Annotated in this window: 24 protein-coding genes and 1 pseudogene; 15 read left to right on the top strand and 10 right to left on the bottom strand. The window is 48.2% G+C overall.

Annotated elements, in window-relative coordinates; translation table 11 throughout:
• Positions 1 to 6: 6 nt before the first annotated feature.
• The 12 genes from BJF97_RS30900 to BJF97_RS30845 all read left to right on the top strand — a co-directional run bounded on the left by BJF97_RS30900 (position 7) and on the right by BJF97_RS30845 (position 12,346).
• Positions 7 to 1,149, top strand: a complete 1,143-nt coding sequence (locus BJF97_RS30900) for a phosphoribosyltransferase domain-containing protein (protein ID WP_001280115.1) — start codon at positions 7 to 9, stop codon at positions 1,147 to 1,149.
• A complete protein-coding gene (locus BJF97_RS30895) occupies positions 1,142 to 1,915 on the top strand; it encodes a hypothetical protein (protein WP_001040058.1) in 774 nt (257 codons plus the stop codon). The genes BJF97_RS30900 and BJF97_RS30895 overlap by 8 nt, the downstream gene beginning before the upstream one ends.
• A 1-nt stretch (position 1,916) precedes the next feature.
• Complete coding sequence (locus BJF97_RS30890) at positions 1,917 to 2,996, top strand: cysteine protease StiP family protein (protein WP_001585166.1); 1,080 nt, start codon at positions 1,917 to 1,919, stop codon at positions 2,994 to 2,996.
• Complete coding sequence (locus tag BJF97_RS30885; protein ID WP_011152965.1) at positions 2,996 to 3,952, top strand: HpcH/HpaI aldolase/citrate lyase family protein; 957 nt, start codon at positions 2,996 to 2,998, stop codon at positions 3,950 to 3,952. The genes BJF97_RS30890 and BJF97_RS30885 overlap by 1 nt, the downstream gene beginning before the upstream one ends.
• Positions 3,953 to 3,962: 10 nt before the next feature.
• Positions 3,963 to 5,171 carry a DUF4236 domain-containing protein gene (locus BJF97_RS30880; protein WP_011152964.1) on the top strand — a complete coding sequence of 403 codons (1,209 nt, stop codon included), beginning with the start codon at positions 3,963 to 3,965 and terminating at the stop codon, positions 5,169 to 5,171.
• Positions 5,172 to 5,188: 17 nt separating this feature from the next.
• Positions 5,189 to 5,656: a tellurium resistance protein TerW gene (gene terW / locus BJF97_RS30875; RefSeq protein WP_001176767.1), complete on the top strand. Its 468-nt coding sequence runs from the start codon at positions 5,189 to 5,191 to the stop codon at positions 5,654 to 5,656.
• Positions 5,657 to 6,118: 462 nt separating this feature from the next.
• Positions 6,119 to 6,757 carry a vWA domain-containing protein gene (locus tag BJF97_RS30870; protein ID WP_001253657.1) on the top strand — a complete coding sequence of 213 codons (639 nt, stop codon included), beginning with the start codon at positions 6,119 to 6,121 and terminating at the stop codon, positions 6,755 to 6,757.
• A gap of 22 nt (positions 6,758 to 6,779) precedes the next feature.
• A complete protein-coding gene (locus tag BJF97_RS30865) occupies positions 6,780 to 7,421 on the top strand; it encodes a TerD family protein (protein WP_000116681.1) in 642 nt (213 codons plus the stop codon).
• Positions 7,421 to 8,059, top strand: a complete 639-nt coding sequence (locus BJF97_RS30860; RefSeq protein ID WP_001253658.1) for a vWA domain-containing protein — start codon at positions 7,421 to 7,423, stop codon at positions 8,057 to 8,059. The genes BJF97_RS30865 and BJF97_RS30860 overlap by 1 nt, the downstream gene beginning before the upstream one ends.
• Before the next feature lie 84 nt (positions 8,060 to 8,143).
• A complete protein-coding gene (locus tag BJF97_RS30855; protein WP_001253656.1) occupies positions 8,144 to 9,184 on the top strand; it encodes a TerY-C metal binding domain-containing protein in 1,041 nt (346 codons plus the stop codon).
• Complete coding sequence (locus BJF97_RS30850) at positions 9,184 to 10,821, top strand: PP2C family serine/threonine-protein phosphatase (RefSeq protein WP_000081060.1); 1,638 nt, start codon at positions 9,184 to 9,186, stop codon at positions 10,819 to 10,821. Before BJF97_RS30855 ends, BJF97_RS30850 begins: the two co-directional genes overlap by 1 nt.
• A 25-nt stretch (positions 10,822 to 10,846) precedes the next feature.
• On the top strand, positions 10,847 to 12,346 hold the full coding sequence (locus tag BJF97_RS30845; RefSeq protein ID WP_001284318.1) for a helix-hairpin-helix domain-containing protein: 1,500 nt from the start codon (positions 10,847 to 10,849) through the stop codon (positions 12,344 to 12,346).
• Positions 12,347 to 12,511: 165 nt separating this feature from the next.
• On the opposite strand, the gene BJF97_RS30840 is transcribed toward BJF97_RS30845, so the two are convergent.
• On the bottom strand, positions 12,512 to 13,594 hold the full coding sequence (locus BJF97_RS30840) for a competence protein CoiA family protein (RefSeq protein WP_001232447.1): 1,083 nt from the start codon (positions 13,592 to 13,594) through the stop codon (positions 12,512 to 12,514).
• A 360-nt stretch (positions 13,595 to 13,954) separates the two neighbouring features.
• Positions 13,955 to 14,167 carry an Hha/YmoA family nucleoid-associated regulatory protein gene (locus BJF97_RS30835; RefSeq protein ID WP_001285422.1) on the bottom strand — a complete coding sequence of 71 codons (213 nt, stop codon included), beginning with the start codon at positions 14,165 to 14,167 and terminating at the stop codon, positions 13,955 to 13,957.
• A gap of 169 nt (positions 14,168 to 14,336) precedes the next feature.
• On the opposite strand from BJF97_RS30835, the gene BJF97_RS30830 reads away from it, so the two are divergent.
• Positions 14,337 to 15,512, top strand: a complete 1,176-nt coding sequence (locus BJF97_RS30830) for a tyrosine-type recombinase/integrase (protein ID WP_000795949.1) — start codon at positions 14,337 to 14,339, stop codon at positions 15,510 to 15,512.
• A 301-nt stretch (positions 15,513 to 15,813) separates the two neighbouring features.
• Here the strand turns inward: BJF97_RS30830 and BJF97_RS30820 are convergent, their stop codons facing one another.
• From BJF97_RS30820 to BJF97_RS30790, 8 genes are all read right to left on the bottom strand, one after another.
• The gene (locus BJF97_RS30820; RefSeq protein WP_001198595.1) at positions 15,814 to 16,719 is read right to left on the bottom strand and encodes a hypothetical protein; all 906 of its coding nucleotides are present in this window, start codon (positions 16,717 to 16,719) and stop codon (positions 15,814 to 15,816) included.
• Between the two features lie 9 nt (positions 16,720 to 16,728).
• Positions 16,729 to 17,691, bottom strand: coding sequence for a DNA replication terminus site-binding protein (locus BJF97_RS30815; RefSeq protein ID WP_000119428.1), 963 nt, complete (start codon positions 17,689 to 17,691; stop codon positions 16,729 to 16,731).
• A gap of 90 nt (positions 17,692 to 17,781) precedes the next feature.
• A complete protein-coding gene (locus tag BJF97_RS30810; protein ID WP_000549069.1) occupies positions 17,782 to 18,228 on the bottom strand; it encodes a hypothetical protein in 447 nt (148 codons plus the stop codon).
• A gap of 16 nt (positions 18,229 to 18,244) precedes the next feature.
• Entirely contained in the window at positions 18,245 to 18,781 is a 537-nt protein-coding gene (locus BJF97_RS30805; RefSeq protein WP_000107167.1) for a hypothetical protein, read from the bottom strand.
• 73 nt (positions 18,782 to 18,854) lie between these two features.
• On the bottom strand, positions 18,855 to 19,112 hold the full coding sequence (locus BJF97_RS33610) for a hypothetical protein (RefSeq protein WP_001371933.1): 258 nt from the start codon (positions 19,110 to 19,112) through the stop codon (positions 18,855 to 18,857).
• Positions 19,113 to 19,119: 7 nt separating this feature from the next.
• On the bottom strand, positions 19,120 to 19,710 hold the full coding sequence (locus BJF97_RS30800; protein WP_000578891.1) for a hypothetical protein: 591 nt from the start codon (positions 19,708 to 19,710) through the stop codon (positions 19,120 to 19,122).
• A gap of 44 nt (positions 19,711 to 19,754) precedes the next feature.
• Positions 19,755 to 20,030, bottom strand: coding sequence for a hypothetical protein (locus BJF97_RS30795; protein ID WP_001004201.1), 276 nt, complete (start codon positions 20,028 to 20,030; stop codon positions 19,755 to 19,757).
• A gap of 263 nt (positions 20,031 to 20,293) precedes the next feature.
• Positions 20,294 to 21,250 (bottom strand): hypothetical protein, encoded by a 957-nt coding sequence (locus BJF97_RS30790; RefSeq protein ID WP_000149830.1) that lies wholly within the window; start codon positions 21,248 to 21,250, stop codon positions 20,294 to 20,296.
• Positions 21,251 to 21,480: 230 nt separating this feature from the next.
• Here BJF97_RS30790 and BJF97_RS30780 point away from each other — a divergent pair.
• Positions 21,481 to 22,681: pseudogene (locus tag BJF97_RS30780) on the top strand (IS3 family transposase).
• A 121-nt stretch (positions 22,682 to 22,802) separates the two neighbouring features.
• Positions 22,803 to 24,404: a carboxylesterase/lipase family protein gene (locus BJF97_RS30775; RefSeq protein WP_070083096.1), complete on the top strand. Its 1,602-nt coding sequence runs from the start codon at positions 22,803 to 22,805 to the stop codon at positions 24,402 to 24,404.
• Positions 24,405 to 24,586: the final 182 nt, after the last annotated feature.

Here is a 24,586-nt window from a genome sequence, read left to right as displayed (position 1 = left end):
GTATTTATGTCTGATATCCTCGAAGATATGATTTATCGCCGTACCCTCTCATGCGGTACGATTCAGGTAACCCGCGACCAGGGTGAAGTTTCGCTCGATGACCTGTTTGACATCGCTGAAAGACGTAACCCGAAACGCGCCTTTCTGTTTGTCAGCAAAGTACTCGGCAGGCACATTCCCGTGCCACCCTCAGTCATGCGGCAGGCCTACAGACAGCTTGCCAGCCAGTTCCCCTCGACACTGACAGGACCCGTACTGTTTATCGGTATGGCTGAAACCGCCGTTGGGCTTGGGGCCGGTGTATTTGATGAAGTGCGCCACCAGCATCCTGAATCTGTCTATCTGACCTCTACCCGTCACCCGGTTGATGGCACGTTGCTTTGCGAGTTCAAGGAAGAACACAGCCACGCCACCGATCATCTGATCTATCTGCCAGATGATGAAGAGAAAAGACGTCGTGTTACCAACGCACGAACGCTGGTTTTGATTGATGACGAGGCAACCACCGGTAATACCTTTATTAACCTGCTTTCAGCCCTGCGTAATACCGGCAAGCTTCAACATATTGAACAGGTTATAGCCGTTACGCTTACCGACTGGAGTGGCAAAGCCTTGTCCGAGCGCAGCACCTTACCAGTCACTTCGGTTTCTCTTGTAAGCGGTAAGTGGGGATGGACCCCATTACCTGATGCACCTGTCCCGGACATGCCGAAAGTCAACGTAACTTCACGAGGAGAATGGGACATCCAGGGAAAACAGTCCTGGGGCCGACTGGGGATGCTCGCACCTGCGGCCGATCTCGGCCATGAGGTCTCCGTCCACAAGGGGGAACGTATTCTGGTTCTCGGGACCGGGGAATTCGTCTGGGAGCCGTTCCTGCTTGCTGAACGGCTCGAAGCTGCCGGAGCACAGGCATTTTATGGATCGACCACCCGCTCCCCTATCGCCGTTGGTTATGCCATTGAGTCCGCCATTTCCTTTACGGATAACTACGGGCTGGGCATCCCCAATTTTGTCTATAACGTCGCCCACCAGCAGTTTGACCGCATTCTTGTGTGTACTGAGACACCCGCAGAAAGTATTGACACGCAGCTTCTTAAAGCGCTGGCTGAGGTTGCGGCCGTCGTGGAGATTGTTACCTATGAATAAACCCGTTGTTCTGAGCGACCTTGACGACACGCTCTTTCAGACCCGTCGTAAAATGGTGGACGAGCTGGCCCTGGAGCCATTCCGTACCGGTGCCGTTGATCGCACCCTGAATCCACGAAGCTTTATGACGGAAGAACAGTCCATGTTGGTGGACTGGCTCCTGGAGCAGGCTGAACTCATACCCGTTACCGCACGGGGAACTGAAGAAATCAGCCGCGTACGGATCCCTTTCCACTCCTGGGCAATCACCACTCACGGGGCCGTCATTCTCACGCCAGAAGGCAAACCCGACGAGGAGTGGAAGGCCCATATGCTCGGCCAGCTGGCTCCCTATCAGGAAAAGCTGACATCGATGCAGCGTCTGATCACTGAAATGATGGACGCAAAAGGGATCAATGCCTGGGCAAGGCTGAACTTCGAATACGGTGAAACGGCGGTTTATATGGTGATGAAGCACCGCGACAGCACCCGCCTTGACGAGCTCAATGCCATTGCAGATGAGATAGAAACGGTGTTTCCGACCGAGGGCTTCTACATCCACCGCAACAGTAATAACGTGGCCTGGCTTCCCACCGCGGTTGAGAAAGGGCTGGCAGTCAGATGGCTTCTTGAAAAACTTCGGGCTGAACGCGGAGTCTTCCCCGTAATTGGTCTGGGCGACAGCCTGAGCGATCATCGTTTTATGAAACTGTGCAGCTGGTTTGGCATCCCGCGTCAGAGTCAGTTTGCAGATGCCATTTCACAGCGAATTTTTGGAGAAAATTAAAATGCAGCCACATGACACATTTACCGGCTCATACCAGCCCGGTGACGTGGAATTTCTGCTAAAGCCGGTAGTCATTGAGATGACGCCGGTTGAGCAAAAAGAAGAGCTGATTCAGTCAGGGAAGAAACATTATTCGGACATGCTCAGTCAGGAGCCAGCGCCAACACAATGGCATCTTGATTTGTTTCACCGGGCGCTGGATCGGGGCGCAGAGAGACTTGCAAAAGAAGTCACACAGCTCGCTATTGCTCTGGCCGAACGCTTCGGTGATGAGCCCATTGTACTGGCCAGTCTCGTCAGAGCTGGCGTGCCGCTCGGCGTTATGCTGCACCAGGCCCTGCGTGACATGGGGAAAACCTCATGGCATTACGGTATCAGCATTATCCGGGATCGTGGAATTGACGGTGCAGCCCTCGACGTCATTGAAGAGCGCCATGGTACCAGCGGTATTGTCTTTGTTGACGGATGGACAGGTAAAGGCGCAATTACCGGAGAGCTTGTACGCGCACTGAAAGATCGCCCGGGCTATCCTGAGCAGCCGCGACTGGTTGTCCTGGCCGATCCCTGTGGCTGCTCCTGGCTTGCAGCCAGTGATGATGACTGGCTCATTCCTTTTGGCATCATGGGTGCGCCGGTATCAGGCCTGATCTCCCGGTCAGTATGGTCCTCTGAAGGATTACATGGGTGCATGGTTTGCGAGCATCTCAGTGAATTCGAATGCAGCCGGATGCTTGTCGATACCGTCGCCCATTTCCGTAAGAAGTTAACCCCGTCATCCCTCGCTACCCTGAGCTGGAATATGGAGTCAGCCCGGGTCTTATGGCAGACAAGTCGCGACGTTATCGCGTTCCTGGCCGATGAATTTAAAGTGGACAGCGTCAATCGTATTAAACCCGGTATTGCTGAAGCAACCCGGGCTGTATTACGTCGGGTACCGGACCATGTATTTGTGCGTTCTATTGACGACCCGGACGTTGCCTTGCTTGTAGGGCTTGCTCGTGAAAAGGGAATAGTTGTTACAGAAATGGGGGGAACCCTCGGCCAGTATCGGGCTGTAACCATTATCAAGAAGGTACTCTGATGAAAAATCGTCTTTCTCCCTGGAATCTGGGAGCCACGCTATACATGCCTGCAACACGGGAAGATATTGCTGATGCCGTCCTGCACGGGAAAATCCCGGGTTTGCGCTCTCTGGTGATTTGCCTGGAGGATGCTGTCAGTGAAGCAGACATCCCCATCGCCCTCAAAAATCTGGAGCACCTGCTGCACGAGCTCAGTAACAGCATGCGTAGCCTGGGTAAAAATGACTGGCCTCTGGTGTTCATTCGCCCTCGGCATGCCGAAATGGGCAGATGGTTAAAAGCGCATTATGATCTTTCCGCTGTCGATGGGTTTGTGTTGCCGAAATTTACCCTCAGTTCGTTAGCTGAATGGTGGGATATCATGGGCGGGACTCACCTGTGCATGATGCCAACGCTGGAAACAGAAGACGTCTTTGACGTGGTTCAGATGCGCGAGCTGGCCACTCGCCTGGTGGAACATCCCTGCCACGACCGCATTATTGCGCTTCGAATCGGCGGCAACGATCTTATGAACGTTGTGTCGCTTCGCCGCCCCCGGGACCTGACGCTGTATGACAGCCCGATGGGCTACGTCATCAAAATGCTCGTTTCAGTCTTCGGCCCGCGTGATTTTGCCCTGACCGCGCCCGTATGTGAGCATATTGACGATCATGCCGTTATGGCCAGAGAGCTGGCTCTTGATATGGCACATGGGCTTGTTGGGAAAACGGCCATTCACCCGGGTCAGATAGAGGTCATTCAAAACGCGCTGATGGTCACTCAGGGTGAGTATTCTGACGCTCTGCGGATCCTGAACTCTACCCAGGCCGTGTTTAAGTCGCAGGGAGCAATGTGTGAACCCGCCACACATCGCCGCTGGGCGGCTGGCATTCTGGACAGAGCTCGTTTTTATGGGTTACAGAACGAGCAAAGCGCTGATGGAATCAGATTACTTACCGTGACCCAGCATCATTAAGGAAATCATAATGGGGTTCAGGTTCAGAAAGTCGATCAACATTATTCCTGGCGTTCGCCTCAACCTGAGTAACGGTGCACCGAGCCTGAGTGTCGGGCCGAGAGGTGCTTCCGTTTCTTTTGGTAGCCGGGGGACCTATGCCAATCTGGGCTTGCCCGGTACCGGGCTGAGTTACCGTACCCGGCTTGACCGGGCCGCGCGTTCCGGAGGTGGAAACCGGACGGCAACCGACCCGGGGCTCAGACAGGCGCTTGAGCAGGAAGCCGCTGAACTCATGTCAGCGGTAACCGCAATCCGTAATATTCACGAGCTGACGCCGGATCCAAAAACAGGCATCAGCTGGGCAGAGCTGGAAGCAGTATACCTGCATAACAGAACGTCGCCTTTTCAGGTTCCGGCACCGGTGCGTCCAGAAAAGCCAGACTACCTTGCATTGCCGGAAAAGCCTGCCGAGAGCGAAGGCATTAGTTTTCTGGGTAAATGGTTTGAATCGGAATCAGCTAAAGCTGAGCGCCACGCCGAAAATCTTCGCCGGTGGCAGCAGGAGCTGATTGATGTGGAGCGTGAGAATACCCTTCGACAGCACCGGTACCAGCAACAACGGACGGCCTGGGCCGAACAGTATGCAAACTGGAAGTTTGAAGCAGAAGAACATGAAAAACGGCTCGCCACGGCTCAGGCAGATGCCCGGCAGCAGTTCCGGACAGACGCCGCGTTTTTCGAATCATACCTGGCGGGTGTGCTGGCAGAAACTGAATGGCCGCGTGAAACGATTGTTGCATTTGAAGTAAAGCCGGAGCTATCAGCAGTCCTGCTGGACGTTGATTTAGCTGAGATTGAAGATTTCCCTGATAAGATTTACGGCGTTAATGCCCGGGGCACGGAGCTGACGGAAAAAGCCATGACGCAAAAAGCCGTACGCGAAAACTATGCCCGCCACGTCCATGGCTGCTTGTTCCGCCTGGTCGGTATCGTTTTACATACGCTACCTTTCGACAACGTGATTGTGTCAGGCTTTACGCAACGGGTCAGTAAGCGGACCGGCTATCTGGAGGATGAGTATATCCTGTCCTGCAAATGCACTCGCAGCCAGATGTCGTCAGTAAATTTTGCAGGCATAGAACACATTGATCCGGTTGAAGCGTTAGGCGATCACCCGGTTATTCGAAAGATGAGCAGTACCTTCATTTTTCAGCCTATTGAACCACTAACCCTTTAAGCAGGCTAAATCTTACGATGCAATTAAATACCAGACAGGCCCGGATTTTTAAGCTTGCCAACTTACTGGGCACCGGCAAGCCCGTTTCCGCTGCCGACATTATAACCAGTCTGGAATGCTCAGAGCCGACATTAACCCGGGCCCTCAAAGAGCTACGCGAGTCATATTCTGCGGAGATCAAATACAGCAAGGCAGGTCATTCCTACCATCTCGTTAATCCGGGCCAGCTGGATAAAAAGACCCTTCGCCGGATGAATGAAGCGCTCGCACAGAATGCTGAACTGAAAACCGGTGAGTCTACAGGGAAGGTCGTACTCGATAAGGATAAAAAAACAGCCGTGTCCTTATCGCTACGCATGCGGATCTTAAGAAAAATTGACCGTCTGGCTGCGCTGAGTGGCTCGACCCGAAGTGAAGCGGTAGAGAAGCTGGCTCTGCACTCCGTTGACGAACTGATAAAAGAATACAGCGCTAAAAAGTCCTGACGCTAAATCTCAGACCGGGGTGAAAACCCCGGTTTTGTCATATTTTACCTCTGTATTGGCGTGACGTAGTTTTGATCTATTCTCCTCCCGCAATGCCAGCAGCGCCTTACTGACTACAAAACCTGGTGTCTTGACATCCTCTTGTGCTACACATCAATCTTTGGGCGTTTTACACTCCATTCATGCAGATCTGTGATGTATGATGAATTTCATACATAAGACAGTTTATTTGTCCGAGTTTTTTCAGAAATCTTATATTCCAGTCCGGTCTGAATTATTTTTCTGTTGATAAGAGGCCATTCACATGTCGGTAATTCTATGGTGGTTAACTTATTTCTTTAATGCCGCTTCTGAGTATTTAATCTCCACCCGACAGATGTCGTGCCGTTTTATCAAATCAACAAACCCTGGCCTCTTCCTGAAACTACTCTCCTCTTCCGATCTCTTAAGAAGGAATTACATTTGAGACGCTTACCCGTATATCTGCTACTCGACACGTCCGGCTCTATGCACGGAGAGCCTATCGAAGCGGTTAAAAATGGCGTTCAGACGCTGCTTACCACGCTGAAACAGGATCCGTATGCACTCGAAACGGCTCACGTGTCAGTGATCACCTTTGATTCTTCAGCCCGACAGGCAGTCCCCCTGACAGACCTCCTGAGTTTCCAGATGCCAGCACTAACAGCCAGCGGCACCACGTCTCTTGGCGAAGCGCTTTCCCTCACGGCCAGCTCCATTGCCAAAGAAGTACAGAAAACGACGGCTGACACTAAAGGTGACTGGCGTCCCCTTGTATTCCTGATGACGGATGGAAGTCCGAATGATGACTGGCGTAAAGGCCTGAATGACTTTAAAGCGGCCAGAACCGGCGTTGTTGTGGCATGTGCAGCCGGGCATGATGCCGATACCAGCGTCCTCAAAGAAATCACTGAAATCGTGGTTCAGCTCGATACAGCTGACAGTTCGACGATTAAAGCTTTCTTTAAATGGGTCAGTGCGAGCATTTCGGTAGGCAGTCAGAAAGTGGAGTCCAGCAAAAAAGAAGTGATCGGTCTTGAAGACCTGCCACCGCCGCCGCCAGAAGTAAATGTGGTCTTATAATTTTATTGATTAAGGGGATATCATGTCTGTCAGTCTGAGCAAAGGCCAGGGCGTAAGCCTGAAAAAAAATGAATACGATCTCTCGTCCGTTACTATCGGCCTCGGTTGGGATATTAATGAGGAAAAGAAAGGTTTTCTCGGCGGGATCTTTGGTAAAAAAGAAGAAGAATACGACCTTGATGTGATCGCTTTCCTGTGTAATTCAGCCGGAAAGGTGACCGATCTCGGCAATGTGGAAAATGGTAAACCAACGCTTGTGAATGGCGATATCATCTTTTTCAACAGCCTTCGCCATAAGTCAGGCAATATCTGGCTGACGGGCGATAACCGAACCGGAGCCGGTGACGGTGACGATGAGCAAATTATTGTGCGCCTGAATTCCCTTGACGCTCAGTACGAGAAAATTGTGTTCATCGTTCAGATCTACAATGGTGAAAAGCTCCAGCAGCACTTTGGTAAAGTTCAGAATGCCTTCATCCGGGCAGTAGATGCCCGTAATATTGAAATGGCACGATTCGATCTTTCTGGCGGACCCGCCTTCGCCAGCCAGCGCTCCATGGTCTTTGCCGAGCTGATACGCGAGGCTACAGGCTGGAAACTCAGGGCAATTGGTGAGCCTTCAGAATCAGATTCGTTTGTCTCGCACCTGAGGAATTACATGTGATGCGCCGCCTGCCTGTTTACCTTGTTATCGACACATCCGGCTCGATGCGCGGTGAGTCAATCCATTCCGTTAACGTTGGAATTCAGGCGATGCTTAGCGCTCTTCGCCAGGATCCCTACGCCCTCGAAAGCGTTCATATCTCCATTATCACCTATGACAATGAGGCGCGTGAGTTCATTCCTCTCACGCCGCTGGAAGACTTCCAGTTTTCTGACATCGTTGTGCCAAGCGCAGGCGGGACGTTCACCGGTGCTGCCCTTGAATGTCTGATGCAGTGTGTTGAACGGGATGTACGTCGCTCAGATGGTGATACCAAAGGAGACTGGCGTCCTCTGGTATTCCTGATGACTGATGGAACCCCTTCTGATGCCCTGGCGTACGGTGAAGCGGTAAAAGCGATTCGCGGCCGGGGATTCGGATCCATCATTGCCTGCGCCGTTGGTCCTAAAGCAGGCCATGAGCACTTAAAACAGCTCACCGATAAGGTTGTGTCTCTGGAGACGCTAGATTCAACCGCGTTTGCAGGTTTCTTTAAATGGGTATCGGCCAGCGTGTCTTCCGGCAGCACAAGCGCGGGGATTAATAACGGAACTGATACCCTTCCCCCTCCTCCACCAGAAATCCAGCTGGTGCTCTGACAGACAGAAAGGTGCTGTTTCCGGGCAGCACCTTTCTGTACAGCAACGTTTTCTGCTGGCCGTACCAGCCGTACGAGGAAAATTATGAGACGCCTTCCCGTGTTTTTTGTCCTGGACTGTTCAGAGTCCATGATTGGTGAAAACCTGAAAAAAATGACTGATGGTCTGCAAATGATCGTCGGAGATTTAAGAAAGGATCCACACGCACTTGAAACAGCCTGGGTCTCGGTAATCGCATTTGCCGGTGTAGCCCGTACGATTGTACCTCTTCACGAAATTGCCTCGTTCTACCCTCCCCGCCTTCCCGTTGGCGGCGGTACGAGCCTTGGAGCTGCATTGCGTGAGCTGACCGTGCAAATTGATACCCAGGTCAGAAAAACCACTCATGAGGCTAAAGGCGACTGGAAACCCGTCGTGTATCTCCTTACCGACGGACGTCCGACTGACGACACAACCGCAGAAGTGAAGCGCTGGAAGGATCACTACGCGAGTAAAGTGAATCTCATTGCCGTTGGCCTGGGGCCGTCAGCGGACCTGAATATCCTGCGGCAACTGACAGAGAATGTCATGCTGTTCACCGAATCTCAGGAAGGGGACTTTACCCGCTTCATCAAATGGATCACGGCCTCGGTTACGGCGCACAGCCGCAGCGTCGGGGACGACAAACAACCTGAGCTCAGCCAGACTGAATACATAGTCCGGCTGGCCAAGGACGAGCCAGTAAAAGCGTACGACGAAAACTGCGTTACGCTTACCGGCCGTTGCAGCAAGACCCGTCGTCCGTACCTGATGAAGTATGAACGGCCACCAGCAAGGGTTTCCGGGCTCGATTTCAGTCTGAACCTGAACAGCTTTAATATTGCCGGATGCTATCCCATCGATGAGGACTATTTTGCGTGGTCAGATGCCACCGCTACCGGTTTGCAGGTAAATACCAGCGAACTGCATGGCGTACCGGGTTGCCCCCACTGCGGTAATGCCAGTGCGTTTGCCCTGTGCTCATGCGGAAAGTTGCTGTGTATTGACGGCCCGGATGACGTGATCTGCCCGTGGTGTGAAACAGGCCTGTCATTCAGCAATGATGGCGGAAACACTAACTTCGACGTAAACAGAGGGAGAGGTTGATGTCGCAAAATGCTTTACTTGAAGAGAAGATTATCCGCTTAGTTCTGTCTGAGCTGGGCCACCCTGTTGAAGGTGAGCGGCTTTTACTTCTATCGCAGGACCCATCCCTTACCGAAGAAATTATGCGGCTTAAAGAGCGGATTGAGAGCCTTGCACAGGGTTTATCTGCGCGGGTTAGCGAAGGTGATAACGACGCAGAGATTGCCGCCTCGTCAGCATCCAGTCTTTCCGATCAGCAACAAACGGTCGTAAGTGTTGCTGATAACCCGGGCATTGACGCTACCGATACATCAGCACTGCAACCCCTGCCAGAAAATGAGCCTCATCCTCCGTTCTGGAAGCTGATGCCTTATTACGAATTTGATAAACCAGCACAGAGGGAAGACGAAAACCTGTCTTCCCTGGTATTAAAACCCGGGCAGATACCGACAGGCCAGCAGCGGGCCAGCTTAGCTGTGCCACCTGCCGTTCCCCCGAGAGCTAAAATAACGATCCCCAACGCCCGCGCAGGCGAACGTTTCTCTTCGCCGGTTGCTATCGTTCTGGGTGAGGGCCAGCAGGCTACTGTCAGGGACGTTGTCTTTCCCCGGAACATTGGCCTGTCTTTTGACAAAGAACAGGAGTTGCTGACAGGTACTCCCACCGAAAGCGGCGATATAGAGCTTTCAGTAATCTGGTCATGCACGTCGCACGACGAATGTGAAACAAAACAGCTATTTATAATCAATCCCGATCCGAGAAGCCTGTGGAAGGTGGTAGAGCCACCAGCAGACGCTCCCTACCCTAAGTCCCATCTGGACGCTGCTGGCCTGGTCAGGGGTGATATACGTATTGCTGCCGCCAGTCGCCGGGGACGCTCTCATGAGCATGCCGGAAGCTTCAGAGATGACGACTTCTACATCAACCACTGCCAGGAAACAGGATGGTCTGTCATGCTGGTCGCAGACGGAGCCGGTAGTGCGGTAAATTCCCGGGAAGGCTCCCGGATTGCAGTCAAAACGGCTGGCGATTACCTTTTAAATCAGCTCAGTGGTGTGAAAGGCGTCCATTTAAAGCAGCACATCACGGCGTGGGAAGGGAGCGATCAGCAGGCAACAATAAACGCCATGCTTCATCATTTTAAACAGGCAGCTACGCTCGCGGTCAACAGTATCCAGAACGAAGCCATTTGTGCAGAACAACCTGTGAAATCCTATTCAACAACCCTTCTGGCAACTGTAGCGCTACGAACTGATAACGAGCTGTTTGCGACTGCATTCTGGCTTGGTGATGGTGCGATAGGTGCATACAGCCCTTCCGGTAAAGTCAGGATACTGGGAAATCCCGATAGCGGAGAATACGCAGGACAAACCCGTTTCCTTGACCAGAGCATTATCGCAGACCCCTCGTTTAGCGGCCGCATCAGCGTGGGTAAATGGAATGATGTATCTCACTTGATCCTCATGACAGACGGCGTCTCAGACCCTCTGTTTGAGACGGATAATGGGCTTCGCAGTGACGAAAAATGGACCCGTCTCGTTGATGAGCTCAACCCTGTCCTTACAGACGCCAGTATTGCGCCTGAGAGGTTAGGCGACTGGCTTAACTTTTTCTCCACAGGGAACCATGATGACCGCACTATTGCGGTGTTGTGGTAAGGGATACGCTTTTTCGGTGATCAATATGGCAAATATCGTTACGTGCAAAACAAAGGACGGCGAAACAGTCCAGTATGTTGACGAGGTAATTGGTTCGGGCTCGATGAAGGATGTTTACTTTTCGCCTGATAAATCATACGTCGTCGCTTTTTATCATAAACCGCAGAACGAGCAGGCCCGGGATCGGATTGATATGATCACCGGACGCTACAGGCAAAACATTTTTGGCCAGTCCGGAGGTGAATACTGGAAGGACCTGTTTTGCTGGCCGACCCATGTTGTTGAGCATGGGCATAAAATCGGCATCGTGGTTCCAACCTACAAAAGCTACTTTTTCTTTAAATACGGCTCTAAAAACGATGATTTTCTTGGCATAAAAGGTCGTGAAAAGGAAGGCAAATGGTTTGCCAGCGCCAGCAACCAGAACAAATTTCTCGACCCACGTGAACGAGGCAATACGCTTACCTATCTCAAGGTCTGTCTGCTGCTGACAAGAGCCGTCAGAAGGATGCATGCGGCAGGTCTCTGTCACAGCGATCTAAGCTATAAAAACGTGCTTATCGATCCAGAAATGGGACATGCCTGCATCATTGACGTAGACGGCCTGGTTGTCCCTGGAAAGTATCCTCCCGACGTGGTGGGCACCCCGGATTTTATCGCTCCGGAAGTGGTGAAAACCAGTCATCTTTCCAAAGAGGATCCGAACCGCGTATTGCCAAGCATTACTACTGACCGTCATGCGCTGTCGGTGCTTATCTACATGTATCTGTTCTTCCGTCATCCGCTACGTGGCGGAAAAATACATGACATGTCGGATGAAGTACGTGATGAGACCTTATCTATGGGTGAGAAGGCACTCTTCATTGAACATCCGACAGACAAAAGCAATGCAGTCAAAGTCAGTCAGCTATCGTCCTTTTCACTGCCCTGGGCTGACCCGGAGAAAATTCCTTACACCATCATGGGCCCTTATCTGACACCTTTGTTTGAGCGCGCCTTTATAGATGGCTTACACGATGCCACTAAACGCCCGACCGCCGATGAGTGGGAAAGCGCCCTGGTTAAAACAGTCGATCTGATACAGCCCTGCCAGAACAAGGCGTGTGAACAGAAATGGTACGTTTTCTCGGGTAAGACAAAGCCGGTTTGTCCCTACTGCGGTACGCCATACAAGGGTAAATTACCGGTTCTAAATTTATATTCTTCCCGAAAGGAAGGCAGTTATCGTCCTGACGACCACCGGTTGATGGTGTGGAGCGGGCAGTCAATCTATGCGTGGCATGTGAATCGCCTCATTGCGCCAAATGAGCGTACAACCGATTTGCAAAGGAAACGAGTTGGGTATTTTGTTTTCCATAACGATCAGTGGTGGTTAGTAAATGAAGGCATAAATGGGCTTATGTCATTACCGGATAAACGACAGATTGCCATTGGGGAAAAAATTGAACTGACGAATAACGCTCAGTTTGTTCTGTCAAAGGAGGAAGGCGGCAGGCTGGTCGTCGTTCAGTTAGTAGAAAACTAACGGACGCCCATAACGACTAAAACGTTCTGGCAGCATACTGAACCTGTTTAATGAATCACTATATTAAGCTGTGTCAAATTTAAGCTGCCAGAAAAACTGACTGTCTGTGCCGGATATGCGGTACACCTCCTGCGGCAAGGGTTTAATGCGCAAAGCCCAATTTATTTATAAGAGTGAATAGTTTTGTGGCTCTACCCTGCCGCTCTCCTTTCCTGTGTCATGGTTTTTAACATCTGAAATACTGACATTGTTAAGCCGGTGATTGTATAAGGCGATGCGGACAATCTCATGAAGATATTCAAGTTCGTTTTGTGTCAAGGACTGGCCTTCCTGGGTTTTTGAAATCATTTCCTGCCAGCAGATCAGTCTTTCGTAACTGACATGTTCGCTGTTTTCCAGGCAGTGCAACCTGAAATAGCGAAGGAACAAAGGAAATTCATCGGTCTGAGCGATGTCATAAGCCCGAACCGTTAACCGACACAGACATACAATCGTATCCTGCTGTAACCTGACTAACGCGTTATGACTGCCCGGAAGGATATCAGGCAATTTCATCTTACAGTCAGCAAGGCGCTGAAGAAGAGGCCCTTCCTCTGAAGGCTCCCGTCCCCGATACTCCTGAAGAGGTTCAGATTCAAGTTCATGCATTAATGGATGATATAGCCATTCCCGGGAACTGGTCTCATCAATGATCAGGCTTTCAATGCACTCACTGTATGTTGTTTTACGTCGCCCGAGCTGCACCTGACTGATTTCATATTCAATATCTGGAAGATCGATACGCAATGCGGCAACTCTTTCGGAAGGATGAAGGTGGTCAAAGGTTAACTTCGCAGAAATGCTACGATCCCTGTCCAGAAAGACGGCCACACATAAATCATTAACCTTTACGAACAGATCAGCTGTGCCTCCGAACATACTGCCGCTTCCAATAACCTCATTCAGTGAAACCGGCCCACCATCGTCGCCAGCGAGAAGATTTGGGAAACCAAGAACCTGGTGCTCGTTGATGACTTCAATAATTTTTCCCCGGATGGCTTCCATCAGACCATCACAGTCACCGGCTACAGCAGTACTGTGTGAGAAATGCCAAAGCTTGACCTCCCCCTGCTTTGCTAACAGATCAGTTTTGCAAGCGGGGCAGATGCAGTTACAGTCGATACCCCGGCTGACCTCTGTAATATCTAAAAAGAGTCCTGATTCTCTCTGGAGTCCAAATGGAATACCAAATGTGTAACTCTTACGCATGGCTGCACCCCGTTTTTGATAATTATTCAAACTATATCCGAAATAACGGAGGAGGATTTCTGTAAAACGAATTAAAAGAAATGATTTTTTAGTTTTCCAGATTAATGTTTGACAAGAATCAAATGAGAGCCTTACAAATATGGAGAGAGAAGTTTAGGTAAAGTAACTTTTATCACAACTTCTAAAATTAAGGAGAATATCGGATGTATTTAGCAGTGGGCTTGGCTTATGATTAAAGTCTTTCTCCGAACTTAATAAGAAAGTTAAAAAGACAGGCTATTACAGTGCCTTTAGCCCCGAAAGGGGCATAAACTATTTTCAAATCCAGACACAGTCTTTTTGTTGTGCCAATATCAATAATTACTCGCGAACAAAGGTCCACACACTCGCAGGAACTTTGTCATATAACTTTTTCATTGTCAGTTCAGCTTTACGATGATCATAAGCACCAGAAATTTCAAGAGAGGCGACACCCGAGTTTTTTTCACATAACCTTTCAAATACTTTTTCGAGCGTTTCGAACGAACTACACTTACGGAATTTCATTAAATAAGACTGCTTTGTGTCAGACATAATCAACCTTCTTTAGACAGGCCTCAACTGGCCAGGGATAATCTTAATATCATTTTTCACTTAAGCCTAACGATTTCACAACCTTTTTCGTTGTTTCCACCCTGTTCATAACCAGGTACATGAGTGCTAAAATGACTGTAAATAAAACAAGTGTATCCCGGTGAGCAGGATGAAGAATCAATCAGTGATCAGACAGTTTTCGGAAAGCGAATTGCATCAGCAGCTGGAAACGTTCGGCAACCATGATAAACAGCTTTCACGCTTGATCCGTTACTTTTCCCATCTGAGATACAACACAGCTAAAACCTATCTGCACTGGCTACGAGTATGGAACGAATGGTATCAGGCGAATGCCCGGTTGCATACAGACTGGCCAGTAAGTTCGCTCCCCGTGTCTGAGGAAGCTCTGCTGGCGTTTATGGGGCATCTTGAAGGCAAATTGTCACGAAGCAGCATAAACAGCTGTCTTCAGGCCTTAAACAGTATCCATAAAAAAGGGCTTAACCTGCCCGGGATTATTACGTCTGAAGCATGGTACATGCTGGAAGCCTTAAAACAATCGGAAGCCCGGAAGCGAAAGACGACTAAACAGGCAACTCCCTTTCTTATTGGCGATCTCAAGGCTCTGATAAAGTTACGCAGTACTACAAACTCAGTTCGTAAGCTTCGTGACCTGTGCCTGATCTGGACAGGCTTTGAAACACTGCTCCGTTCATCCGAAATTCGCCGTATACGTCTGAAAGATCTGTCTCTGGATAGTATGACCGGTGAATTTAACCTGACGGTATACCGTACAAAAACGAACATCAGTACACTTCTTACCTACCGGCTGACACGTCAGTTAACTAACTGCCTCTTGAGATTGATGAACCTTGTGAAAATGGATCAGCACAGTCATCCGGATGAATACCTTTTCCAGGCCGTAAATTTCCATGATACAGGCTATATGCCACCCGGCTGGAAGCTTCGGAGTAAAGGGAATGAGCTATCTGAGCTTCTTAAACGGCATAACCTGCCCTACCGTGCTAAACAAAGTCTTCTGAACGATGAAGATGAGGAAGACACTGTGGACGATGCCGGTATGCTCAGCAAAAATTCCCTTTTACGGGCATTTAAAGAAATGTGGAATGAGCTTTATCCAAATGAGACTAAAACCCGTTACTGGACAGGGCACAGCGTTCGTGTAGGCGGTGCGATACAGCTGGATATTGAAGGTTACTCGCTACCACAGATTATGGAAATGGGGAACTGGTCGAATGAAGAAATGGTTATGCGCTACATTCGCAATATTGAAGCTGGTAAAAAAGCCATGATCAAGCTTATGCGAAATGCCTTTGATGAATAGCGCCCTCACGGGCGCATAACTTTATTTTTTCTTGAACGGGTTAAGTCTGGTGAGATTAGAGAGTGCCCCTCCCGGAGGCAAAATTCCCGTCCTTTTATATTTGTACACGCCATTTAATTTCATTGTCTGGATTCCAAGATTAATAAGCGTGACAAGTTTAAGGGTATACAGGAGTGTAAATTGGGGAGCAACCTGAATAAAAACTAATAACAAGCCTGCACACATTACACGTAGCCATGCCGCGTACTCCATGCTCAGCGGACGCTTGAAATAGAATCTTTCGAGCAAATCAACTGTCTTATTACTGATCCACGCCGCCGCCACTGAGAGTAACAACACGATGCACACCATAATGCCCAGTTCCATTTTCACTCCCTTCTCTTTTAGTCTGTTTAAGTTGAGGCTTAGCCACAGTAGTTTTGTTTTTTGCTTTTTTCTTAGGTTTGGTATGGTGAAACAGAAAACAATCCACCATTACCCAACCATTTTTATATCGAGCCACCAGCATCTTCTGGCTGGGGTAATGAGCATGAAACAGCATTTTCACGTCCATGGTGCCCATCAACGACTGTTTGCGCTTTAGCTCATCCTCAGCCATCTGAAATTCTTGTAAGAATTCTGAAGACAGACGCTGACGCAGAATTCTTATGGCACTGGAGTTTTCATCATTCTTTGCCAGGTGCCCGAAGCGTACAAGTGCCTTGTGGGTTATCTGGATGGGTCCCAGATGAGAGCTGAGCTGTTCGTACTGCCAGAAGTAGGTCAAATCCACCTTAACCCAGCTGATGCTGTCCAGCAGAGCCTCGTTCATGATGGTTCCGGACATAGGTACCATTGTCAGCCTGGCCAGACGCATATGTATGTAGTCCGTAAGCAACCTCAGCGACTCAGGAACGTTTTTATTGAGTAGGAGATGCTGAAGCACCGGGGTTGCGGTCTGCCAACACAGATTGCGCCCGTCAGGCAGGAAAGCAAACTTTTGATCGTCAGGCGCAGAGTTCGAAGCGTTTTCCTTACGAAGCAAAAAATAATGGCCGCACAGCAGCTCTGCTCTTACCTGGTCCTCGTCAGGGTCATGTCGGGCTTTACTTAGATCAACGGTTAGCACAACGCGGTTAATCGCATCAGCGTGATATTTTTTTACCCAGACGCAGACACGATAGAGACGCTCATCGATTTTCTGGCTGGCTGTGGAAATCCATTGCATTGTTGTTCCTTAATTTTCGGGGCTGACAATGAAAATGCCCAGCTCAGCCCCCGGCACGAGTTCTGTATATTTCAGGCTCAGCTTCCGTTGGTTGGACGGACCCTGGCTGTTTTCAGGAGCCCAGTCAGAGAGCGTTTTTAATTGAGGTATGTTGCCTGCTGCGAAAATGGGCAAGGATGCTTTTACTACTGAATAATCAGTCTCAGCATATTTATTCCCGTTTCGTTCCTGCCCTTCAGGCCTAAATGCAAAAATGTGAGCAATCGGAACAGGGAAAGAGTTAGTTCGACAAAGGCGATAAGATTCGCCCTGCTTCAGTGGGTGAAATTCAAGACGGTGTAAAGCCTTATCGATATTAGACACGACATTCAAATTGGTAGTTGCTACATTTTTTACTTCTGAGGCTCTCCTGCGCTCCAACAAACTCACAAGTTGCTCTGCTGTTTTAACTTCCTGGTTTCGGTTTAGCCGCCATGAAAAAGTAACTTTTTTAAGCTGGGACTTGATGAAAAGGATATTTCTTGTTGAGTGCATAGCGACAAGGCCCGGGAGCTTCTTGTGCACTTTATCAAAACGGACATTCTTTTTATTATCGATACGCCTCATTGCCGCAGCAAAATCATTTTTTGCTTCGTTTATAGAAGTGATCAAGCTTTCGAGAAGATCTGCTCTTTCGGGGACAATGATTAGACCCGGGTATTTAGTGGTTACTTTGGTGGAATCATGACTTAATGACTCTATGTCATCCACACAGATGTCAGTAAGTGCCTGAATAATTTCCTCAACCGAAGCATCGTCTTTAATACTAACCCTGATGGGTTTAACCTGCTTCAAGCGCTCTTCTGTTCTAGATACGGTGGAGACAGTCATCAGGTTTGCCATCATCGGGGGGGTGTTCGAAAGAAAACACTTGAGCGAGTCGATGCGTTCCAGAATCTGGTCACGAAAATAGGGCAAATCGTCATAACTCATACGTTTCTCCAGGCTCATGTTATTTCCAATCAATTTTGCTGCCCAGGCTGACCTTGCAGAACATAAATGTCATGTAAACCTCTAAAGAAGTCATTTTGAAACAGCTTTCACAGCATGCGATTTATGTTCGATAGGGCTCATGAACAAAGGATGATAATGGAGACGCCATGGATAGTGGATAGTCTTACCCACCTGGGTGATCCGATTGAGGCGAAAACGACCATTTATACAGTCAACTGACCAAAGCCCGGGAGAAACTAACCTCTTCCAGCGGTAAAAAGAGAAACCTGCAACACAGAGGTCATGCTCCAGGAAATGTTGAGTTTCGACGACGCGAACTTTTATCAAAAACCCCAGCATTGGCGAAAACCAGATCAACAACCATGTTGGCGGCAGGATGACTTTGTTCAGGAGATGATCTGTCATAAGCAAGGCAGATAACATCAGAAAACTGATAGTCAACCACAGGGCCATCCAACCGGCCCATACGCGGCTCTGACAGGGTTTCCATTCGAGAAGAAAAAGTTTTTTATGCATTCTGCCCCGCCTAATTTTAATGTATTGCCGAAGTATGCTGCATCATGATGGTGGTGCGGGGAAAGATTTCAAACTTCCACAATTCTGAAGCCGTGTTCCAACCATGAAAGATCCCGTCTCCACAGCGAGTGTTAAAAGCAAGAATTTCATCCCTGACCTGGTAAGCGAGCACTTCTGGCATATCAATAAACTCAGGTAAGGAAAGAAGAATTCCATGGATAACTTCTCCGGTTAACTTACTCATAACCTCTTCCTCAGACAGGGCAGCGTCCGGGAACAAACACAACGGAAGTGAAAAACAACATAGGTCAAGACCAATAGCAGCCCTTCCTGCGTCGTAGCCTTCTTCATTAACGACAAAACGAAAGAATTTTTCTGTCTCACCCCGTAATGATGACGGTCCTTCAGACGGAACTTCAATACCACTGAAGACTTTATCGGTCCAGTTGGTAAAAGGACTGGTGAAAACCCAACAAATTAAGGATAACGCCAGCTCTTCCTTAAACATACGTTCAGTGCCGGTAGTTCTGGAAAGTTGCTTTTGAGTACTCATGTTTTACCTGTTGCATGAAATTATTGATGTTATATAAACACAACCGGCATTTTATCTAATAGGTTTGAAAACACTAAAAATCGCAAATGCTGGTACCTTTCTGTTTTAAGAGATTTTCAAGGTAAAGTGAGGCTAGATCAATTGGCTGGTTCTCTTCAAGACAGGCTCGCACAAGATCTTCAATAGAGACCGAATCAACCCCCCTTCCCTGTAAAATTTCTTTAGCAGATGCCAGCGTTTTATGAACGCTTCGACTTAGTTGTAATCTGACTTGTGTGCGGGTATCAAAAAGACAATCTTCTGTGACACTTTGTGAAACGGTTCTACTCATTGAAAAATCACTCCATTTCTGGGATCGAATGAAAATTAACAGCTATAGATGTATCAGGTTTCCCATTTTCTACGATACTCAACCACGTACGCGCTGAGATTTGTTGTTCACAGACGAGTATGTAACCTGTTCCCTGTTGATGATGTAGCTCAAGAGCTTTTAGGATAGGCTCTGAATGAGGTCCGAGAGCATCACGCGTGTGAATAAGCGTTTGCTCTGGCAATACGTTGCTAAGCATAGACAGCAGAACATTACGCTCATCCTCATTATCCGACAAAACAAGAATTATACGAAAACCCGTTTTTATACGAAATCTGATTTCTGAAACTAACTTTCTTAATCTTAATTTATATATGACCAGGCGGAATCGAGTCATCAGTAAAGAGACCACTGTGAAGATAACGATTACTGCGCCATATTTTGACCTGTAGAACCACCAGTTAAGGCCTCCAGCAACTATCAGGATTAACATTAAAATTAAACTCCCATAGAAAAAAAGTGCTGGGTAGCGAGTTGTCTTTCCTTCAATTAGTGCTGAGGCAAATATCAAAATGGATATTCCGTAAATTACCCAGTCAAAAATACTTTCTCCAATCATTCTTTAGTGAACATCCTTAAAAGTGGAAATGTAGGTTTATGGGTTTATGCATTTTCCTGATGGCCTTGACAACCAAGGATTTCACAGAAATTGTCACAGTGTGAAGCTGTAACAAAGCGCTCTCCACGTTCGAATCGCTCAACCAAATCCTTTCTTACTTCACTTCCAGGTTTCTGGAAGATGTACTCAAGCTGGAGATCCTCGGCCGTTGAAAGTAGTCGTTCTATGCTGAAATCAACATGGTAAAAGCAAAACTGATTATCAACCGGGGGAAAGTTGCTTTTGGTACTGTTCTCGTTTTTGGATTTTAGTTCATTCATGAGCTCTCCTTGGTTGAGAACAGTATACAAATCTCTTTAGGGATTTTTTTTCGTTAATAGCACTTTTTTGAGTTTAAAGAGTATGTTCATACCAGAGCATTAGAGGCTACGAAAAGGATAATGGAATTAGAAAGATAGATTTTAAGTGGTGATGTAAGGTGGGATAGGTAGAAGAGGAGTAGACGCTTGTAAGCGAGGCAAAAAAAAGGCACGGAAACCGTGCCATAAGAGTATGTGAGAAAAAATCAAAATCAGGGAAAGAATCAAGCAGCTTGTGAAACTGAATCTCCAACTGCAAGATTTAAATTTCTTAGGTTATCGAAAACTTCAGATACTAAGTCATTACGGTCGTGGATTTTAATCCGCCCACCGGTTAACTCTGAAACATAAACGGTATGGCAGAGGTCAGTAACCACTTCGCCGTATTCATCAACGACTTCCAAAGATGCAATCATCGGAATATAAGAAGCCGCAGCATAGCTCTCATAAATACTTATTATGGAGTCATTGTTGCGTCGAGAAATTACCCTACCAGAAGGTAAAGCCTCATCTTCCATATAGCAATCAGATAGGTCCTCACAGAAGTCATTTTCTTTAAGTGAAATATTAAGGGTCAATTCACTGTTGATAGAGCGTGAATAAGAATATTCACTCAGTTTATAGCAAGCCAAACTTATATCACTAAAAGTTTCATAAGCTTTATAGAGGCTCGATGTTATAGACTCAGATACAAATGTTATTAGTCCAATAAAATGAGTATCCCAGAACTGTTGCAAAGCAAAACGGGCAATCATAACCTGACCATCAACCTGCATCAGTCTGTTATATTCATCCCGGTCATAACCTTTCGACTGAGAAACATCATTAGACATGCTAAGAACTTCACTACAAACATCATCATATTCAAAACGGCTAGTTGCAAAGTGTTTTCCTGAAATCTCAAGGTACTGACCAGAGACTGCGTCAAACACCTCAAGAAAGTAACAGAGTCGAGATTTTAAAGATTCTCTGTTTAAAGCTTCTATTTCATTCTCAGAGATACTATCGACATATAAATCAACAGCATTCTTGAGTTCAATAGCTTTGATATTACAGGTAAAAGAAAGCTCGTCACTTTGACAATGGCAAACACTTAATACTATATCCGCCTCATCAAAATCTATGCCAAGATAGCTCAGAACTGCTCGGACATAGTTTTTATCATCAGATGAATGTGTCATATACACTACCTCAAATTTGAGAGGAAGTGCCCCAGAAGGGAAGCGACTTCCCCACTGGGTTAGATAAAAGTTTGGTTAAGCTAAAAGAAGATGCCAGCGACAGATTTTACATTGTCATAGACAAGTGTCTTCAGCCAACCTAGACTGGCCCCATGAATCTCCAGACAGTTGGTATCACTTAAATTAGTGATAGTCTTAATACTAGTTTTAGACTAGTCGTTGGAGTCCGAATGATTGATGTTCTAGGTCCAGAGAAGCGCAGACGGCGCAGCGTTCAGGAAAAATCGCCATTGTTCAGCAGAGCTTTGAGCCCGGAATGACCGTGTCGCTGGTCGCCCGTCAGCATGGCGTTGCTGCCAGTCAGCTGTTCCTGTGGCGTAAGCAATATCAGGAAGGCAGTCTCACTGCGGTTGCCGCGGGTGAACAGGTTGTACCCGCGTCGGAGCTGGCATCTGCAATGAAGCAAATTAAAGAGTTACAGCGCCTGCTGGGCAAAAAAACCATGGAAAACGAGCTGCTGAAAGAAGCCGTTGAATATGGCCGACAAAAAAAGTGGATAGCGCACGTGCCCTTGTTGCCGGAGGATGGCGAATAAGCCTTGTCAGTCGTTGCCTCCGGGTCTCACGTGCGCAACTGCATGCCATGGCCCGTCGGTCGAAGGGCTGGCAGGATCGTCGGTGCAAGCGCAAGCCTGATGATACTGAAGCGCTGGCTCGTATCCATACCGTTATCGACGATCTGCCCACCTATGGTTATCGTCGTGTATGGGCACTGCTGCGCAGACAATCAGAAACTGACGACATGGCGGTGATCAATGCCAAACGCGTATACCGCATCATGCGTCAGAATGCGCTGCTGCTTGAGCGTAAACCGGCAATACCGCCCTCGAAGCGGGCGCATAGAGGGAAAGTGGCCGTTGGAGAAAGTAACCAGCGGTGGTGCTCCGACGGCTTCGAGTTCAGCTGTGATAACGGTGAAAAACTGCGGGTCACGTTCGCACTGGACTGTTGCGATCGCGAGGCACTTCACTGGGCGGCAAGTACCGGTGGATATGACAGTGAAACCGTGCAGGACGTCATGCTGGGTGCAGTAGAGCGTCGCTTCGGTAACAGGCTGCCGACATCCCCCGTTGAGTGGCTGACAGACAACGGTTCAGCCTACCGTTCTCATCAGACGCGTCAGTTCGCCAGAATGGTAGGACTGGAGCCAAAACATACGGCGGTACGTAGTCCAGAAAGCAACGGAATGGCGGAGAGCTTCGTGAAAACGATGAAGCGCGACTACATCAGCATCATGCCAAAACCTGACGGGTTAACAGCGGCAAAGAACCTTGCGGAGGCCTTCGAACATTACAACGAATGGCATCCGCACAGTGCACTGGGATATCGTTCGCCACGGGAATATCTGCGGCGGCGAACCAGTAATGGGTAAAGCGATAAAAAGTGTCTGGAAATATAGGGGCCAATCCACTATAATTAATGTCATTATGGTTATATATGACAACAGCCTATCTTTACATCCATTTAATTTAACACCATAAATAAGGGAAATAATGGAACTACATACACGTAATAAAAGGCGAATTCTAACCCTGGCCGCTTTAGCAGGATTGAGTATCACCGCAATGTCTGCTAATGCTTTTGCGCAGGAGCTTTCACCTGTAGTTCAAATGAGCAAGGGGACTATCGAAGGCGTCAAAAATGACGGGTACCTTCAATTCAAAGGTATTCCTTATGCAAAGGCTCCTGTAGGCAGTTTGCGTTGGATGCCGCCGGTTGAAGAAGAAAAATGGTCGGGCACGTTAAAAGCGAACCATTTTGCCAATACATGTGCCACCAAGCTCACTTTGGGTGGGTTTGGGCCAGTAAGCGCTGCTGAAGATTGCCTCTATCTTAATGTTTATACCCCAGCGGTTTTGCCAGAAAACAACCGTAAACTGCCGGTCATGGTGTGGATACCCGGTGGTGGATTAAGTTCTGGTTCGGGTAATGAATACGATGCCAGCAAACTTGTCAGTAAGAATGTTATTGTCGTCACCATGAATTACCGCTTGGGTATGTTTGGGTACTTTTCACATCCGGCATTGAACCACGAGGGGCATAAGGCAATTAATTACGGCACCTTAGATCAGCAAGCTGCCCTAAAGTGGGTAAATAAGAACATCCAATCATTTGGTGGCGATAATCATAATGTCACGTTATTTGGTGAGTCTGCCGGCGGACATAGCGTATTGGCACAAATGGCTTCGCCCGGTGCCAAGGGGTTATTTAACCGCGCTATTGTTTCCAGTGGTTCATATTCCCTAAAGCAGCCAACAGTGGCTGAAGCAACTAAAATCGGTGAACTGGTTGCCAAGAATGTCGGCTGTTCGGAAGGTACGGAAGAAAAAATGGCAGAATGTTTACGGGCAGTACCCACCGAAACCATTCTGGATAAAGGCGTTAACTATATGACCACCGCACAGGTTGTGACCGATGGTGAGGTGATGCCTGAATCATTGGAGGCCGCTTTTAGCTCCGGCCGCTACAACGTTGTTCCGATTATTAATGGATTTAACACCAACGAGGGCACCTTCTTTGCTGCCATGATGGAGCTGGATTCAGGTAAACCAATAGACAACATCGGTTTTTACGAGGGTCTGAAAGCTTTCTTTGGCGAGAGTGACGCAAACACGCTAATAAAGCGAGCTGCAATCCCTGCCAAGCAGGTCAATCTTGGCCAAGACTACGCAGATTTCTTTGGCCGAGCCAAATTTATCTGTCGCACGCCGATGATGAATAACCTTTTGGCTAAAAACACGCCGGTCTACAGCTATGAGTTTGCGGATAAAACGGCTCCTCAGTTTGCCAAACCTGTGTCGTTCCCGTACGCAGCCGCGCATACCAGTGATTTACAGTATATCTTCCGTGATTTCCATGGCACTACCGGCGAGTTGCATAAACTCAATCCTGCACAAGAGAAACTTTCAATCTTGATGGTGGATTACTGGACCAACTTTGCCAAAACCGGCAATCCAAATGCTAAAGGCCTGCCGGTATGGGGTGTCTACCACCCACAAACCGAATCGACCCTTTATCTACACACCCAAAACACCAAAATGATCGAGGGAATTTCAAAAACCTTCAATTGTGATGAGTTCGCAGGGGTACTCTGAGTCATCTTTAAGGGCCAGTGATAGAAGCATAAAGACCGCACCATGAATCCTCGGTGCGGTCTTTTTTTAAGGCGATTTTCACTGTTCACATTCCCCTATTCCTCACCACTGAGCAACAATAGTTTGAGTGTCTATCTCCGTAGCAGGATATATCATCACGCTTAGTGTCTGTATTATTTTTC

Source organism: Klebsiella sp. LTGPAF-6F (assembly GCF_001753185.1).
Lineage (GTDB): Bacteria > Pseudomonadota > Gammaproteobacteria > Enterobacterales > Enterobacteriaceae > Klebsiella > Klebsiella michiganensis.
This window is presented reverse-complemented; position numbering and strand designations above follow the sequence as displayed.

Coding starts and splice junctions, on each gene's coding strand:
- BJF97_RS30815 (WP_000119428.1), bottom strand. CDS start 17,691: ATGAGTTATGACGATTTGCCCTATTTTCGTGACCAGATTCTGGAACGC.
- BJF97_RS33610 (WP_001371933.1), bottom strand. CDS start 19,112: ATGAGTAGAACCGTTTCACAAAGTGTCACAGAAGATTGTCTTTTTGAT.
- BJF97_RS30890 (WP_001585166.1), top strand. CDS start 1,917: ATGCAGCCACATGACACATTTACCGGCTCATACCAGCCCGGTGACGTG.
- BJF97_RS30865 (WP_000116681.1), top strand. CDS start 6,780: ATGTCTGTCAGTCTGAGCAAAGGCCAGGGCGTAAGCCTGAAAAAAAAT.
- BJF97_RS30850 (WP_000081060.1), top strand. CDS start 9,184: ATGTCGCAAAATGCTTTACTTGAAGAGAAGATTATCCGCTTAGTTCTG.
- BJF97_RS30810 (WP_000549069.1), bottom strand. CDS start 18,228: ATGCATAAAAAACTTTTTCTTCTCGAATGGAAACCCTGTCAGAGCCGC.
- BJF97_RS30880 (WP_011152964.1), top strand. CDS start 3,963: ATGGGGTTCAGGTTCAGAAAGTCGATCAACATTATTCCTGGCGTTCGC.
- BJF97_RS30855 (WP_001253656.1), top strand. CDS start 8,144: ATGAGACGCCTTCCCGTGTTTTTTGTCCTGGACTGTTCAGAGTCCATG.
- BJF97_RS30895 (WP_001040058.1), top strand. CDS start 1,142: ATGAATAAACCCGTTGTTCTGAGCGACCTTGACGACACGCTCTTTCAG.
- BJF97_RS30805 (WP_000107167.1), bottom strand. CDS start 18,781: ATGAGTACTCAAAAGCAACTTTCCAGAACTACCGGCACTGAACGTATG.
- BJF97_RS30835 (WP_001285422.1), bottom strand. CDS start 14,167: ATGTCTGACACAAAGCAGTCTTATTTAATGAAATTCCGTAAGTGTAGT.
- BJF97_RS30790 (WP_000149830.1), bottom strand. CDS start 21,250: ATGACACATTCATCTGATGATAAAAACTATGTCCGAGCAGTTCTGAGC.
- BJF97_RS30795 (WP_001004201.1), bottom strand. CDS start 20,030: ATGAATGAACTAAAATCCAAAAACGAGAACAGTACCAAAAGCAACTTT.
- BJF97_RS30840 (WP_001232447.1), bottom strand. CDS start 13,594: ATGCGTAAGAGTTACACATTTGGTATTCCATTTGGACTCCAGAGAGAA.
- BJF97_RS30845 (WP_001284318.1), top strand. CDS start 10,847: ATGGCAAATATCGTTACGTGCAAAACAAAGGACGGCGAAACAGTCCAG.
- terW (WP_001176767.1), top strand. CDS start 5,189: ATGCAATTAAATACCAGACAGGCCCGGATTTTTAAGCTTGCCAACTTA.
- BJF97_RS30800 (WP_000578891.1), bottom strand. CDS start 19,710: ATGATTGGAGAAAGTATTTTTGACTGGGTAATTTACGGAATATCCATT.
- BJF97_RS30900 (WP_001280115.1), top strand. CDS start 7: ATGTCTGATATCCTCGAAGATATGATTTATCGCCGTACCCTCTCATGC.
- BJF97_RS30775 (WP_070083096.1), top strand. CDS start 22,803: ATGGAACTACATACACGTAATAAAAGGCGAATTCTAACCCTGGCCGCT.
- BJF97_RS30830 (WP_000795949.1), top strand. CDS start 14,337: ATGAAGAATCAATCAGTGATCAGACAGTTTTCGGAAAGCGAATTGCAT.
- BJF97_RS30820 (WP_001198595.1), bottom strand. CDS start 16,719: ATGCAATGGATTTCCACAGCCAGCCAGAAAATCGATGAGCGTCTCTAT.
- BJF97_RS30885 (WP_011152965.1), top strand. CDS start 2,996: ATGAAAAATCGTCTTTCTCCCTGGAATCTGGGAGCCACGCTATACATG.
- BJF97_RS30860 (WP_001253658.1), top strand. CDS start 7,421: ATGCGCCGCCTGCCTGTTTACCTTGTTATCGACACATCCGGCTCGATG.